Consider the following 15,717-nt stretch of genomic DNA (forward strand, 5'->3'; position numbering starts at 1 on the left):
ATACCAACTTCTATGCATGGACGCAACAGCAGTGCCAACTCCTGTCTTTATCTATAGCGATCGCTTCCTAGAACACCGCTGCCGCCAGTTTCACTTTGAGCGACCCGAACGGTTAGTGGCCATCCGTCAACATTTACAGGTGGCATTTCCACGAGCTGAGTGGCGAGAACCTACCCCTGTCGGAGAAGGATTGACACCTTGGCTAGAAAAGGTTCATAGTCGCGTGTATTTAGACCAGTTAGGGCGGATTGCAGCAGAAGGGGGCGGCTGGCTAGATCCCGATACCTACCTCAATGACCAGAGCGATCGCGTGGCGCGGTTAGCAGTACAGGCGTGGCTCGATGGGGTGGATTTAGCTGTGCAGCGGCAGCAACCGATTTTTGTTTTGGCACGCCCCCCCGGCCACCATGCGTTGCGGGAGCGGGGAATGGGCTTTTGCCTACTAGCGAATGCAGCCATTGCTGCCCACTATGCCCTCAGTTTGCCAAGGATAAGACGAGTCGCAATTCTCGATTGGGATGTCCACCACGGCAATGGTACCCAAGCACTGGTTCAAGATCATCCTCAGATTGCCTATTGTTCACTTCATGAGTTTCCTGCCTATCCCTGTACGGGGGATGGGGGCGATCGCGGGCACCACAACAACGTCCTCAACTTACCCATGCCCACAGGCTCCACTGGAGCGGCCTATCGCACTGCTTTTCAAGATCAAGTCATGCCCTTTTTGCAGCAATTTGGCGCAGATGTGCTCATCATCAGTGCGGGCTACGATGCCCACCGCGATGATCCCCTTTCTAGCATTGAATTACAGGAGGCAGACTATGGCTGGATGATGCACCAATGCTTGCAGATCACTCACTGTATTGTCATTGGCTTGGAGGGAGGGTACAACCTTAATGCCTTGGGGCGATCAGTAGTCAGTGCTGTCGAGGTAGTTGCTCGCCTCTAAAATCGTCCAAAAAATAAAGCCATTACAGACTTAATAAAATCCTTAAGCCAAAGCCTAACCAAGCCCAAATGAGTTGCATAAATTGAATGTTCAATAACTCTAGCATTAATAAACCTAGGATTAATAAAAATACGTCCCCCTTTTTGTTTTATTTGCCTGTGAAGCTCAACATGTTCACATACTTCTTCGTTATTTTCATTTGTTCCACAATATAAAACATCTAGCAAAATATGTTTCTTATAAATTGCACATCCACCAAATGCAGAATCGACTTCTATCCAATCCTTGCATTTAGATATGTTTAACATTCGGCTATATACAGCAGAGGTTAAAGCTGTATACCTACTAGAGCCGTGGTTTATTAGGAATTGGTAACTCTTCCAGCAGTCATTGGGAGACCATAAATAATGACGCAATGCCCAAATGTCATAATAGGGTCCATTTTGGCAAGCACAACAAACATCCCAATCGCTTCTCTCGAAGCAACTAGAAATAGATTCTTGGGTTAGTTGATCACCTACTTCATCTAGATCAATAACCATGATATATTCAATATTCTCATACTTAGGTGATTCTTTTAGCTTCTGTAGGTATAAATTTCTGCAGTAAGCAAGTCGTTGTGTTCTAAGAGGTATCTTTTCCTGTAGTCTTCCTAAACTAATAAATTCGAAATTTGAAACCAGTTGTTTTAGTTTCAATAACTCAACAATAGTGTCATCTTCACTATCCGATTCAATAATTAACCATTTTGTATCAAAAGCAGATTTTAGATTCTTTTCTAGTTTTAATACTCTTTTTAAGATACTATTTCCAACGTTACGGACTGTTCCAGTGATTAACAGGTTTATCATTGCTGATCACCTTAGTTAGAATTCTTAAAGTTTGAATTAGTTTTCTTGAGGTTATTTAATCATTAAGCATTAAGTAATGATCAGGTAAAGTTCTTGACTGCATTAGTTTCTTGATTATTAAGAATGATGCAAGGCTGATAAATCTAGTTGTTAGAAGGTGAAAAGCAAGTCTATTCAAATTTTTACGAGTAAACATATGTATACCGTTTGAGCTATAAAAGTTCATATTAAGTAAACTTGCTAATTTAGCAAGAGTTTTTGCTTGAAAAAAGCTAATATGCTGGCCTGTTTTAAATACATAATACCACCAGCTGATTGGTGGAGGTGAATCTCCGGAAAAAAGCTCAGTTGTGAAAATAATTGTTTCGGCAGAACTCATTGCAATTGTTTCCTTCATGAAAGTTAATGGATCAACCAAATGTTCCATTACTTCAATAGCTATGACAGCCTTACAACACCCTAGCTCACTAGTATATTCAAAACCGCGTGCAAATAAATTTTGGCAGTACTTATCATTCCAATAGCAATCAAAACCAATATCACGCATTAAGCGAGTTAGTATACCATATCCACCAGCAATATCTAGATACCTGCCTTCCCCTCTTTCATTAAAAAGCCAGTATAAAATTGATGCAACTTTAGGAAGTAAAGATAAATTACGGATCAGAATTCCTGTATCTGCTTTACTTATGGCTGATGAATATGCTTCACCTAACCAAAAGGGATCATCAGCTTTTAGATAGCCACATGTTTTACAGAAGTAATATTTAGCAAAATACTTATCTAATACTTGATGAGAAAAGCAAAACTCTAGGCTACTCCCACAAATAGGACATATTTTATTAAGCTGATAATATGTACTCATTTTTACAATTACTACTCCCTAAGAACTTGATTTAAAAAATAAAAAACGATAAAGTTTTTCCTTGAATAGCCTAATTACACTCAATGGCGAGTGTATAAACTTACCACCAAAATGCTCATTGAAGGTATACTTATCTGCTTCTACATCAACAGCCACTTCACTTGGATGTTGAATCTCTCCTATTGGAAAAACGGGCAAGTTTGCATGAATATGACCTGCAGTCTTTGTATGAGTTGCATCAGAACCAAAACCAATATTACTTACAAGATTAACATTGGGTGTTGCCGTTAACCCGCCATGATACCAGACACAGGCCGTCCATTGATAGTCCCATGTATTAATCTCACTTGAATACACTCGATTAAAAATCTTACGCCAGTATCCCTCCTCAACAGAGTTAAAGTGAAGATTTTGCCACGCTGATGATTTGCTCCACGCCGGCCAAAATGAGATGTTTACGTCGTATTTAGACCATGCCCGTTTCCACGTAGCCCAACCCCAGCAGTGATTATATTTAGAGAAATAATAGCTAGCTTTTCCACGCCACTGCCCATCCTGAAAGTTGTTTCCCGTGATAACCCAAACCCGTTCGTCTTGTTCGTAGTATTCAAGCAATTCATCACAAAATCTAAAAAAGTCAAGATGGGGCAAACAGTCATCTTCCAGAATAATCCCCTTTTCTTCGTGCTCAAAAAACCAAGTAATAGCACTACTGACCGCTACCTTGCATCCTAGGTTCTTCTCTCTAAAAAGAGTTTTAACTTCACAAGGCCAATCTACTTGCGTAACAATCTCCCTGACCTGTCTAACTTTCTCTGCTTCACCGTCATAGTTAGGTCTAGGACCATCTGCAGCTATATATAACCTTCTGGGTTTCACTTGACAAATCGCTTCAAACACTTTTGCAGTGGTTTTGGGGCGATTAAACACTACAAGTAATACCGGGCTACTTACCATAGGTCAAGACTCGTAAATTCCGAATAAATTTTAAGATAAATCGAAATAAAATCAAATCAATGTAGCTTATCACGACTGCTAAACGAAATGTCAACCTTTGCTTTGTAAGGTCATTGACATTCCTTATATCTACTAGAGATAGACCGGAACGGATAACATTCTTAATTTGGTTTCGGTAATTCTTAGTTTCTTCTATAAGGATAAAGATTTTTTTAAGGTAATGAATATAAGTACTTGTAGTTCTTTTGTCATAATCAATAGATATATTAGTGCAAATAGTAATAGCCTTCATGTAGTCGGTGTACAGCCGGATTTTCCTTTCGTAATCTGTTGTTCCCCACGCTTCCCAGTGACACCTATTAAGAACTGTATGAACAAACCAATTTCTATTAATGAAGAAGCAATTATATTTTAATAGTAAATCAAAAAAATAAATGACTGGAAAATAAGCATTTTCAATATTTTCATTCCACAAACTAAAGTTTATCAGTTTGGGCTTGAAGAAAAGCCCAGTTAATATAAATCCATTATGTAAATAGCGAATTGAGTTTATGGTTCCACATGGTATTAAGGTATCTCGCTCAAATGGCTTACACACTACACAATGAAGAGAACCATCTTCTAAGTATGAATATCTTGGCACAAAAAATGAACCTATTTGTACATTTGTGTTATTTTCGTAGCTAGTTAAGTTATCTATGAAATTAATTATATCAATTAAGACGTTCGGCTGTAAGTAGTCATCATCAGTTAGGATGCACGCGAAGTCAGCAGAAGATTCAAAGACCATATCACGAATATTTAGGCTCATACCTTTGTTATAAGTATTAGTCCTTATATCAACTATTTCTGGTAATATATTGATTTGCTTTCTTATGTCATCACAGCTAAAGTTTGGAGTACAGTCATCAACAACTACAATACTTACTTTGTCAGCTAATTCAAATTGTTTGACTTGAGTTGTTATAGACTGTATCGCTCTTACTAGTGTTTGTGGTCTTTTATATGATGGAATAAGAAACTCAAGTTTTTTCATTGGATACATGGCTACTATAGATAAACTTACAGTTAACATTTAAGAATCAAAATAGGGATTTTATCCTAAAAAATAACTTAGATTTCAGCCTGAGTAGGATATTTAGATATGCTATCGGTAGAAGCCTGATCATCTCAACAACAAATATTGTCCTTAGTGTTTTAGCGATTGCTGGCAAGTCCAATTCTAACCCTAATACATCACTTACAAATTGCTTTTTCTCGTAACTGTTTTCTGGAGGTAAGCTAGAGAATAATTCTTTCTTGATTTGATGCGATATCATTGCCACTTCATCTCTTGGCTTAATCACACCCAATGGATTTTGAGGATGAGAAAAATTGTAGTAGACTGGCTCTTTACCAAGTATAAAGTATTTAACTCCTATTTCTTCACAATAAAACAACTCACTACCACCTGTTGGTGATGTTGCATAAAGAAAATTGGAGACTAAGTCATAAAACCTATCTACAAACAGCGGACTTAGTGTTTCGCCTGCGCTGACTATTGGTATATTGTACTTTCTAAGCTTCTTATGGTAACCCTTTTTCACATCATGCATATGCATACATATAACAAATGGTTTATAGCGATCTTCTAATGATTCCAGATTGTGGAAGTACTCATCCCAATCATAATCTATGATCTCAATTCCATCATTGGAATGTGGATAAAAAATCAAAGTGCCTTTTGCTTTTTCCTTTAGATTATAACCAGCTATTTTTCTATAGATCACCCATGGATGTGTTATATGAACCACCTTCTTAATTTGGTATCTTTCAATACCAATAACTCTCTGTTTATACCAAGATAGGTAGTAAGCAGCTTTATTATTTATCTCATGTTCCTGAAGCTCCCCTGAAAGTGCTACACCATGATCTCCGTAGACCGGTATTGGTAATATATCAGGCCACTTTAACCATAAACGATAGCAACGACCAAAACTATAAAGCTCTGTAGGCCAAAATAAAGCAGGAAGTCTTGCAAAATTACTCTTAATTCCAGTATCTACTTTTTCCGAACAGATATATTCGAGATATGCATCATCAAAACCCTCGAAAGGATTTATATCCTCATAGTTTGGCCAAATTTTTTGAGGTTTGATAGGCTTCTTCATGCTTTATTTACGTTATGATAATTAAAATAACTCGATTTAACCAATTTTCAAGGCAGTTGTCAAGAGCAAGCTCGCCGTGGTCGCTCGATGGGATTTTTTGCGATTGATGGATTGAAGCATAGAAGTAGTGGAGAGGATCTACAAGAATGCCTGAAGGATTAACGAAAGAGAGCAGCGTACTTGTGACGGGGGGCACAGGGTCGTTTGGCCGTGCGTTTGTCAAGGAGGTGTTGCGGCAGTTCCCTGATATTCGACGTCTCGTCATTTTCAGCCGTGACGAGCTAAAGCAGTTCGAGATGGCTCAGGAGTTCCCCTACCAAAAGTATCCAGGTATCCGCTACTTCATTGGCGATGTTAGGGATCGCGATCGCCTACGCCGGGCTCTGAACAAGGTCGATATTGTGGTTCATGCGGCTGCCCTGAAGCAAGTGCCAGCGGCTGAATATAATCCCATTGAGTTTATTCGCACCAATGTCATGGGGGCCGAAAACGTCATTCAAGCCTGCCTCGACACCGGTGTCAAGCAAGTCATTGCCCTCTCCACCGACAAGGCGGCTGCCCCCATCAACCTCTACGGGGCAACAAAGCTCTGTAGTGACAAACTCTTCATTGCTGCCAATAACTTTGCGGGTCGTGATCTGCGGTTCAGTGTGGTTCGCTACGGCAACGTTATGGGGTCACGGGGGTCAGTGATTCCTTTTTTCTTGAAAAAGCGCTGTGAGGGCTGCCTACCAATTACGGATCCAGCCATGACTCGCTTTAATATCTCCCTCCAAGAGGGGGTAGAAATGGTACTGTGGGCACTGCAGCACAGTTGGGGGGGCGAAATCTTTGTGCCGAAAATTCCCTCCTACCGCATTCTCGATGTTGCAGAGGCCATTTGCCCGGAATGTGAGCAACAGTTTGTGGGTATCCGTCCAGGGGAAAAGATCCACGAAGAGATGATTACCACTTCCGATTCTTACACTACGGTTGATTTAGGCCAGTACTATGCCATTTTGCCCATTCAAGGGCGCTTCACGCTAGAAGAGTACTGTGCCCAAACAGGGGCAACACGGGTTAAACCGGGCTTCAGCTATAATTCTGGCACCAACGATCGCTTCCTTAGTGTCGAGGAGCTGCGCACTCTGATTCGCCAACACGTTGACCCGAACTTTATCCCAGGCAGGGGCTAAATGGGCACAATTCCCTACGGTCGCCAAGACATTACGCCAGAGGATATTGCGGCTGTCGTTGACGTCCTGCAATCGGACTGGCTGACCCAAGGCCCCAAGGTTCCCGAGTTTGAAGCAGCACTGGCCAGTTGTTGTGGTGCACGGTATGCCGTTGTGGTTAGTAGTGCCACAGCAGCGCTTCACCTCGCCTGTATTGCAGCGGGGCTACAAGGGGGCGATCGCCTGTGGACCTCGCCGATTACCTTTGTTGCCTCGGCAAATTGTGGCCGCTACTGTGGTGCCACGGTGGATTTTGTTGATATTGACCCCCACACCTATAACCTGAGTGTTTCTGCCCTTGCCGACAAGCTAGCAATTGCCAAAAAGCAAGGGACGCTTCCCAAGGTTGTCATTCCTGTTCACCTCGCCGGACAATCCTGTGAGATGGCTGCCCTTGCTGAACTTGCACAGACCTATGGCTTTATACTCATTGAAGATGCCTCCCATGCCCTTGGGGGTCAGTACCGTGGCCGACCCATTGGCTGCTGTGAATTCTCGACGATGGCGGTTTTTAGCTTTCATCCCGTCAAGATTATCACCACGGGTGAGGGCGGTGCCATTCTCACCAATGATCCAGACCTCTATCAGCAACTCATCCGTCTGCGCAGCCACGGGATTACCCGCGATCCCCAACAAATGGTGAGCGACGCCCACGGCCCTTGGTATTACCAACAACTGGAACTGGGCTTTAACTACCGCATGACCGACCTGCAAGCGGCCCTCGGCCTACAGCAACTGCAACGCCTCGATCAGTTTGTCGAGCGGCGGCGTTTTTTAGCCCAACGCTACCATCAATCTCTTGCGGATTTGCCCCTCACGCTCCCCTTTCAGCATCCTGATACCCGCTCCAGTTGGCATCTCTACATCATTCGCCTGAAGCGAGACCAAATTCAAGCTTCCCATCGCGAAGTCTTTGAAGCCCTTCGTTCCCTTGGAATTGGGGTGAATCTCCACTACATTCCTGTGCATACCCAACCCTACTATCAGCAATTGGGCTTTCAATGGGGAGACTTTCCCAAGGCCGAGGCCTACTACCAAGAAGCGATGAGCTTGCCTCTGTACTATGGCCTGACCCTTGCCCAACAGGATCAAGTCATTCAGGCGCTCAAGCAAGTCTTGGCTTAAGACCGCAACGCAAACAGCCCCTCCCCTATGCGAAAGTAAGCCTGCATCAACCGCTCAAAGCGATCGCCCAAGTCCCGTTTTGACTCTGCTGGCGATCATCTCGCCCTAGGGGCTTTTAAGGTTTGAGGCCTCTTGCCTTCAAGAATTGTAGGAGGTCACTCCTTTGAATGTGATTGAGCACGACTTCAGTGCGTTGAAGCGAGCGTGGATGTATGCAGGGTCAAACAATTCTATTGATGAAGTGATTCGCAATTATTGTGCCGAATAGCGTCTCATTCTTTATTGGAATAGCTATAATTCTAACGAAGACCCAATTCACCCATGCCTAGTGATTAGACTATAAAGCATCAGGTGGCTTGAGGACAGTTTCATGGTGCAAGATGGGTTACGCTACTGGCCGCTGGGTATTGTTCTTCTTTTAGGGGTGGCTCTTGAACCGGTTAGAGCAGCAGAGATGTCCCTACCCCAAACGGGTGTAGCAGAGGAGGAGTTGATTGCTCTCATTAAAGAAGACCCCTTTGCCCAAGCTCGCCTGCCGCAATCTGAAGGCTCTGCTGTCGATCTATTGCCGCTGCCACCCCAACCCCCCCCAGCAGTCGTTCCGCCTGTAGAATCCCCTGCTCCCCTACCCACGAGCACTGAGATCAAGGATGATTCAGCAGCCCCCTCTGTGGAACCTGCACCAAGAACGACTGACAATTCTTCAGGAGCTCCAACAACAGTGGAACTGACCGCAGAGCAAGCCGCACAGGAGGCGCGGTTAGCACTTCTACGGGAGGGCGATCGCCACTGGCAATTAGGAGACACCGTCACAGCCCAAACCTATTACCAAAAGGCCAAGGCTGACCTAGATTTGCCACCCCCTCGTGTCACCCCCCCCGCTGTACTGGAAATTAGTCAACTGCCCCCCGCTGCCCAAGTCTATTGGCGAGAAGTTCAAGGGGGTTCCCAACTCTACAGTGCCCAAGCCGTGCCCCTGCGGCTGTTGGTGGAGCAATTCCCAGAGTTTATCCCCGGCCAAGTGCGCTTCGCTGAGTTTCTAGCGCAGCAGGGTTCCCTCAAAGAGGCCTATGCCCATCTCGAAAAAGCCGCCAGCCTCTATCCTGATCAACCCGATATTCAACGTAGCCTCGTCACCCTCTACGATCGCCAGCAACAGTGGCTAGAAGCGGCCCTTGCCGCCCAACGTTTTGCCCTACTGAATCCTGACCACCCCGCCACACCCGAATTTCAGCAACTAGCCGCAGAGCGAATGCAACGGTTCCGTCGTCGCCTTCAGGGACAACTGCGCGAAGGCATGATTGTCGGCGCCCTCACTGGACTGGTGGGTGTGGCACTCACGGGCAATCCCTTACTATCCTTGGACTCGATTCAAATGATGGCCTTGATGATGCAGGGAGAATCTCCCCTAGGCCGTTCAGCAGCACAGCAAATTAGCCGCCAAGTCAAGCTCCTTGAGGATCCTGAGGTTCAAGCCTATGTCAATGAAGTGGGGCAACGCCTCGCCAAAGTGGCCGGTCGCAATGAGTTTGAGTATGAGTTTTTCGTGATAAAAGATAATGATCTCAATGCCTTTGCCCTGCCAGGAGGCAAGATTTTTATCAATTCCGGTGCAATTCTCAAAGCCAATACGGAGGCAGAACTTGCAGGCTTACTGGCTCACGAAATTGCCCACGCGGTGCTCTCCCACGGTTTTCGCTTGGTCACCCAAGGCACGGCCACTGCCAACTTGACGCGGTTATTACCTGCTGGTGGCTATGTGACAGGGATTCTCGTGACTAGCTATAGTCGAGAAATGGAGCGAGAGGCGGATATTTTGGGCACACGGATTCTGGCGAAGGCAGGCTATGCCGCTGATGGCCTACTTAACCTCATGCACACCCTCAAGAAGGAATACCGTCATCAGGAGCCACCGTTACCATGGTTTTCTACCCACCCGCCGACCAATGAGCGCATTCGCTATATCCGTGGTTTGATGCGCGATCGCGGGTACACCCCCTTTGCCTTTGAGGGGGTCGAACGCCATCAACAAATTCAAGCGCGCTTGCGTACCCTTGTGGATCCCCCCAATCCCAAAAAGTCCAAACGGGAAACTGCCAAGACGCCGCAATAGCTGAGTCCGCTTTGAATGTTCTGAATGTCTCGACATTGCTTTCAAACCCTTGAGTACGAACCCGCATTTCTCTCCCTAGGGGAAGAGTACTGGGACGAGGTACAGGCGGCAACTTTTCCGCAGCATATTCTGCGTTTTCGCAATGATGCCCTCTTACCCCTGATGGGTCTGAATCCCGCCAAGGTAACCGATGCTGACTTTATTGCGGCCTTTGGCCAGTTTCAGGGGCGTGAACCTTTTTTAGCGATGCGTTACCACGGCTACCAATTTGGGGAATACAATGCTCGCTTGGGGGATGGCCGAGGGTTTCTCTATGGTCAGTTTCGCGGTGTGGATGGTCAACTGTATGACCTTGGCACGAAAGGATCTGGCACCACACCCTATTCGCGGGGGGGAGATGGTCGGCTGACGCTCAAAGGCGGTGTCCGTGAGGTTTTGGCCAGTGAACTGCTGCATCGCTTGGGGGTGAGCACCTTTCGCAGTCTCAGTTTGGTGGAAACGGGAGAATCCCTCTGGCGGGGGGATGAGCCATCGCCGACGCGATCGAGTGTCTTAGTGCGCCTTGGCCGTTCCCATATTCGCTTTGGTACCTTTGAGCGGCTCCACTATCTGCGGCGACCGGACTTGATTCGACGGTTACTCGACCACGTCATTTACTACTACTACCCCCACTTGCTAGAGATTCCAGACCCCAAGGAACGGGATTGTACCTTTTATCGTGAGCTAGTGGCACGCACAGCGGATCTGGCGGCGCAGTGGTTGGTGGCGGGGTTTTGCCACGGTGTTTTGAACACCGATAATATGGCCATTACGGGCGAGAGCTTCGACTATGGTCCCTATGTCTTTTTGGAGCACTATGATTTGGGGTTTACAGCCGCCTACTTTGACTACTATGGCCGCTACGCCTACGGCAATCAACCAGCAATTTGTGCTTGGAATTTGGAGAAGCTGCAAATCCCTCTGTCTTCAGTAATGCCCCTTGAGGAAATGCAAGCTGCCCTAAAGACCTTTGGCGATCGCTGCCAAACCACCTACTTGAAACTCATGCTCAAACGCCTCGGTTGGGCAGACCTTCCTCTAGAAATTGGCCATCCCTTGGTGGCAGAAACCCAAGCTTTTCTCAGCCGCAGCACCATCAGTTATCCCCAATTCTTTGTCAGCCTACGGCAGGAATTTTCCCCCCAATGGGCCGTAGATGTGGGTTACATCTTTTGTGAAAGCCCAACACTCCCACCCGCAGATCAGAAATTGCTAGAGGTTTGGAAAAGAACCTATTTTGAGCTACTTCAGCAAGCCAGCCCACGGCAGCGGGCGGCAATTCCCCAAACCCTACAGGCAGCCAATCCCCTTGTCATCCTCACTCGTTCCCAGATCGAACACATTTGGCAGGCCATTGATCAGGCGGATGATTGGTCACGATTTACTACAGCCCTTGAGTTGATGCAGGCATGAAGCGACTCCTTTGCCTGAGTAATGGCCACGGTGAGGATGCGATCGCTAGCTCGATTTTGCAGGCCTTGCGGCAGCGGTGTCCACACTTAGACCTAATGGCGTTGCCCTTGGTGGGCTTAGGGTCTGCCTATACGCGGCTGGGAATTCCTGTATTGCAGCCTGGAAAAATACTCCCCTCTGGGGGCTTTATCTACATGGATCTGCGACAGCTATGGCGAGATCTCAAGGCAGGTTTGCTGGGACTCTTGGGATCACAGATTCGCGCCATTCAAGCTTGGCAGCAATCGGGAGGACATCTGTTGGCGGTGGGGGATATTGTGCCCCTACTGCTGGCCTATGGCACAGGGGGAACCTATAGTTTTATCGGCACTGCTAAGTCTGACTACTACCTATATGACACGACGGGGCGTCCCTATCGTTGGGGCATGGGCTGGGCGGGGAGTGACTACCTGCCTTGGGAGCGATGGTTGTGGCGATCGCCCCGCTGTCGAGGCATTTTTGTCCGCGATCAGTTAACCGCCAGCAGCCTGCAGAAGCTGGGCTATGCCGTCTCCTACTGTGGCAATCCCATGATGGACTTAGTGATGCCACCCCCTGAGCGATCGCCTTTTACGACTAGAACCATTGTGCTACTGCCGGGGTCTCGTGCCCCTGAGGCCTACCGCAATTGGCAACAGATCCTACGGGTACTGGCGCCCTATCCCGATCAGCCGCTGACCTGTCTTGCCGCTGTCAGTCCCAACCTTGATTTACGGATGCTTGAGCAAAGCCTTGAGGGTTGGCAACCCATCGCCAGTGCATTACCCCAGACCAGCGCATGGCAGTTGGGTCAGCAACAACTGATTTTAAGTTCACATCACTTTCGTGAATTTCTGCATTGGGCAGAAGGGGGCATTGCCCTCGCCGGCACAGCCACAGAGCAGTGTGTGGGCTTAGGAAAACCCGTGATCACCTTTGCGGGTGCAGGCCCCCAGTTTACCCGTGAGTTTGCTAGTCGCCAAAAACGCCTTCTCGGAGACTCGATTTTCCTACTCGATGATCCTCAAGAGGCCATCCCGACCCTTTGGCAGATTTGGGAAGATGCGACTTTACTTGCGCGAATTGCCGCCAATGGCAAAGAACGCATGGGCGACCCCGGAGCGAGCGATCGCATTGCTGAGCAACTGTTAAAAATACTCGGCAATTGAGTCCTGCTAAAAAAAGACCCCCATCTGTAGATGGGAGCCTAGGAGGATTGAGTTTGGTTAGATGAGGTCAGTGACTCTAATCAAGGCTCGGCATCGAGAGTACGGGTTCAGACTCACGGTCAATCCCCTTTTCGAAACCAGCCGCCGCCGCACGGGCACGACCAGCATGCCACAGGTGACCCACTAGGAAGAAGAAGGCCAAGACAAAGTGGGACGTAGCCAGCCAAGAGCGGGGTGACACGAAGTTCACCGAGTTGATTTCGGTGGCCACACCACCCACGGAGTTCAAAGAACCCAGAGGGGCATGGGTCATGTACTCAGCGGCACGACGCTCTTGCCAAGGCTGAATGTCATTTTTGATCTTGTTGAGGTCAAGACCATTGGGACCGCGCAACGGCTCCAACCAAGGACCACGGAAATCCCAGAAGCGCATTGTTTCACCACCGAAGATAATTTCACCCGTGGGAGAGCGCATCAGGTATTTACCAAGACCGGTGGGGCCTTGAGCCGAACCGACGTTCGCACCCAATTTTTGGTCACGGATCAAGAAGGTCATTGCCTGAGCCTGAGAGGCCTCTGGACCCGTAGGACCATAGAATTCACTGGGATAGACCGTGTTGTTGAACCAAACAAAGCAGGTGGCAATGAAGCCCATCATGGACAGGGCGCCCAAGCTATAGGACAGATAGGCTTCCCCAGACCAGATAAAGGCACGGCGTGCCCAACCAAAGGGCGTCGTCAGAATGTGCCAGATACCACCAGCAATGCAGATCAAACCGATCCAAATGTGACCACCGACAACGTCCTCAAGGTTGTTGACGCTGACGATCCAGCCCTCACCGCCAAAGGGAGACTTCAGCAGGTAGCCAAAGATCACTGTGGGGTCAAGGGTGGGGTTGGTAATGACGCGGACATCGCCACCGCCGGGTGCCCAAGTGTCATAGAGGCCACCAAAGAACATGGCTTTGGCCACCAACAGCAGGGCACCAATACCGAGAACGATCAGGTGGAAACCGAGGATCGTCGTCATTTTGTTTTTATCTTTCCAGTCGTAGCCAAAGAAGGAGGAGTATTCCTCAAGGGTTTCAGGGCCACGAATGGCATGGTAAACCCCACCAAAGCCGAGAACAGCAGAGGAAATCAGGTGCACCACCCCGACCACAAAGAAGGGGAAGGTGTCCACGACTTCACCCCCAGGGCCAACGCCCCAACCAAGGGTGGCAATGTGGGGAATGAGGATCAGCCCTTGCTCGTACATTGGCTTCTCAGGAATGAAGTGAGCCAACTCGAACAGGGTCATGGCACCGGCCCAGAAAACGATCAGGCCAGCGTGGGCGACGTGAGCACCCAAGAGTTTGCCGGAGAGATTAATCAGACGAGCATTACCGGCCCACCACGCGAAACCGGAGGATTCTTGGTCGCGATTGGTGGCAAAAATCGAGTTACTAGAGAGCGTTACCACGGGGGAGTACCTCTTCTGGGAAGACAAAGTTTTCATGGGGTTGGTCTTGGGGCGCCATCCAAGCGCGAATGCCCTCGTTCAAGAGCAGGTTCTTCGTGTAGAACGTCTCAAACTCAGGGTCTTCCGCTGCCCGAATCTCCTGCGAAATAAAGTCGTAAGACCGCAGGTTCAACGCCAGACCCACCACGCCAATCGCACTCATCCACAGCCCCGTCACGGGCACAAACAACATGAAAAAGTGCAACCAGCGCTTGTTCGAGAAGGCAATGCCAAAAATTTGGCTCCAGAACCGGTTGGCCGTCACCATCGAGTAGGTCTCTTCCGATTGGGTGGGGCTAAAGGCACGGAAAGTGCTGGCGCCTTCGCCATCTTGGAAGAGGGTGTTCTCCACTGTGGCACCGTGGATGGCACACAACAGGGCACCGCCGAGCACACCGGCCACCCCCATCATGTGGAAGGGGTTCAAAGTCCAGTTGTGGAACCCTTGGAAGAACAGGAGGAAGCGGAAGATGGCAGCCACGCCAAAGCTGGGGGCAAAGAACCAACTGGATTGCCCCAAGGGATACATCAAGAAGACGCTGACAAAAACGGCAATGGGGGCACTGAAGGCAATGGCGTTGTAGGGACGGATGCCCACCAAGCGAGCAATTTCAAATTGCCGCAGCATGAAGCCAATGAGGCCAAAGGCGCCGTGGAGGGCGATAAAGGTCCACAGACCGCCCAGTTGGCACCAGCGGGTGAAGTCCCCTTGGGCTTCAGGCCCCCAGAGGAGCAGGAGGGAGTGCCCCATGCTGTTGGCGGGGGTGGAAACGGCAACGGTGAGGAAGTTGCAGCCTTCGAGGTAGCTGGAGGCGAGGCCGTGGGTGTACCAAGAGGTCACAAAGGTGGTACCGGTCAGCCAGCCACCGAGGGCAAGGTAGGCGCAGGGAAACAGCAGGATGCCTGACCAGCCGACAAAGACAAATCTGTCACGCTTGAGCCAGTCGTCGAGGATGTCGAACCATCCCCGTTCTGCTGGCGCTCGTCCAATTGCGATCGTCATGGAATTAAATCCTCTTGCAGATATAGATGCCAGATTTAGAACCTTACAGTTGCTGGTAGGGCGTGATCGGCTCTCTAAAACTTAGGAGCGATCGCTCCAGCATCCTGTTAATTTGGCTTCATAAATAAGAAACCCATCCCTCGCTAACGCTTGAGCTAGTAGGTGGTTTTACCTAGTTGCTGTTGGCGTTCACCAAGGGTAGGTTAAGCTTCCCATCAGCATTTGCTGCGGGAGAACTATATTAACGTGATAGCGGAATTCTTACGAAATATCAAGGTGATTGTTGCCTAGCTTCTCAGCTTTCTCATTTTTGAGCAGGGGTGGCAATCTGGCAAGAGAGCAGGAAATTC

At 48.1% G+C, this 15,717-nt stretch carries 13 protein-coding genes and 1 pseudogene; 7 read left to right on the forward strand and 7 right to left on the reverse strand.

Features of this window, described 5'->3' with window-relative positions:
• Positions 1 to 16 precede the first annotated feature (16 nt).
• Positions 17 to 949, forward strand: coding sequence for a histone deacetylase (locus RHJ31_RS00700; protein WP_302676989.1), 933 nt, complete (start codon positions 17 to 19; stop codon positions 947 to 949).
• Here the strand turns inward: RHJ31_RS00700 and RHJ31_RS00705 are convergent.
• From RHJ31_RS00705 to RHJ31_RS00725, 5 genes are read right to left on the reverse strand one after another with little or no spacing between them, the layout of a single operon-like run.
• A complete protein-coding gene (locus RHJ31_RS00705; RefSeq protein WP_286626157.1) occupies positions 946 to 1,800 on the reverse strand; it encodes a hypothetical protein in 855 nt (284 codons plus the stop codon). The genes RHJ31_RS00700 and RHJ31_RS00705 overlap by 4 nt on opposite strands.
• 55 nt (positions 1,801 to 1,855) lie before the next feature.
• On the reverse strand, positions 1,856 to 2,665 hold the full coding sequence (locus tag RHJ31_RS00710; protein ID WP_286626159.1) for a class I SAM-dependent methyltransferase: 810 nt from the start codon (positions 2,663 to 2,665) through the stop codon (positions 1,856 to 1,858).
• An 18-nt stretch (positions 2,666 to 2,683) separates the two neighbouring features.
• Positions 2,684 to 3,622, reverse strand: coding sequence for a glycosyltransferase family 2 protein (locus tag RHJ31_RS00715; protein WP_302676990.1), 939 nt, complete (start codon positions 3,620 to 3,622; stop codon positions 2,684 to 2,686).
• Positions 3,612 to 4,658, reverse strand: coding sequence for a glycosyltransferase family 2 protein (locus RHJ31_RS00720; RefSeq protein ID WP_310828497.1), 1,047 nt, complete (start codon positions 4,656 to 4,658; stop codon positions 3,612 to 3,614). The genes RHJ31_RS00715 and RHJ31_RS00720 overlap by 11 nt, the downstream gene beginning before the upstream one ends.
• Positions 4,659 to 4,704: 46 nt before the next feature.
• Positions 4,705 to 5,772 (reverse strand): hypothetical protein, encoded by a 1,068-nt coding sequence (locus RHJ31_RS00725; protein ID WP_302676992.1) that lies wholly within the window; start codon positions 5,770 to 5,772, stop codon positions 4,705 to 4,707.
• A gap of 146 nt (positions 5,773 to 5,918) precedes the next feature.
• On the opposite strand from RHJ31_RS00725, the gene pseB reads away from it, so the two are divergent.
• The 6 genes and pseudogenes from pseB to RHJ31_RS00755 all read left to right on the forward strand — a co-directional run bounded on the left by pseB (position 5,919) and on the right by RHJ31_RS00755 (position 12,863).
• Complete coding sequence (pseB, locus tag RHJ31_RS00730) at positions 5,919 to 6,947, forward strand: UDP-N-acetylglucosamine 4,6-dehydratase (inverting) (protein WP_302676993.1); 1,029 nt, start codon at positions 5,919 to 5,921, stop codon at positions 6,945 to 6,947.
• Entirely contained in the window at positions 6,948 to 8,111 is a 1,164-nt protein-coding gene (pseC, locus tag RHJ31_RS00735) for a UDP-4-amino-4,6-dideoxy-N-acetyl-beta-L-altrosamine transaminase (protein ID WP_302676994.1), read from the forward strand.
• 163 nt (positions 8,112 to 8,274) lie between these two features.
• Positions 8,275 to 8,379, forward strand: a pseudogene (locus RHJ31_RS00740) (IS630 family transposase); the annotation flags it as partial.
• A gap of 102 nt (positions 8,380 to 8,481) precedes the next feature.
• Entirely contained in the window at positions 8,482 to 10,224 is a 1,743-nt protein-coding gene (locus RHJ31_RS00745) for a M48 family metalloprotease (protein ID WP_302676995.1), read from the forward strand.
• Between the two features lie 24 nt (positions 10,225 to 10,248).
• Complete coding sequence (locus tag RHJ31_RS00750) at positions 10,249 to 11,676, forward strand: YdiU family protein (RefSeq protein WP_302676996.1); 1,428 nt, start codon at positions 10,249 to 10,251, stop codon at positions 11,674 to 11,676.
• The gene (locus RHJ31_RS00755; protein WP_302676997.1) at positions 11,673 to 12,863 is read left to right on the forward strand and encodes a lipid-A-disaccharide synthase-related protein; all 1,191 of its coding nucleotides are present in this window, start codon (positions 11,673 to 11,675) and stop codon (positions 12,861 to 12,863) included. The genes RHJ31_RS00750 and RHJ31_RS00755 overlap by 4 nt, the downstream gene beginning before the upstream one ends.
• Before the next feature lie 76 nt (positions 12,864 to 12,939).
• On the opposite strand, the gene psbC is transcribed toward RHJ31_RS00755, so the two are convergent.
• Together psbC and psbD are read right to left on the reverse strand one after the other, a co-directional pair.
• A complete protein-coding gene (gene psbC, locus RHJ31_RS00760; RefSeq protein ID WP_190278038.1) occupies positions 12,940 to 14,325 on the reverse strand; it encodes a photosystem II reaction center protein CP43 in 1,386 nt (461 codons plus the stop codon).
• Positions 14,309 to 15,367, reverse strand: coding sequence for a photosystem II D2 protein (photosystem q(a) protein) (psbD, locus tag RHJ31_RS00765; RefSeq protein ID WP_206199695.1), 1,059 nt, complete (start codon positions 15,365 to 15,367; stop codon positions 14,309 to 14,311). Before psbD ends, psbC begins: the two co-directional genes overlap by 17 nt.
• Positions 15,368 to 15,717: the final 350 nt, after the last annotated feature.

It is taken from the genome of Thermosynechococcus sp. JY1331 (genome assembly GCF_031583475.1).
GTDB lineage: Bacteria > Cyanobacteriota > Cyanobacteriia > Thermosynechococcales > Thermosynechococcaceae > Thermosynechococcus.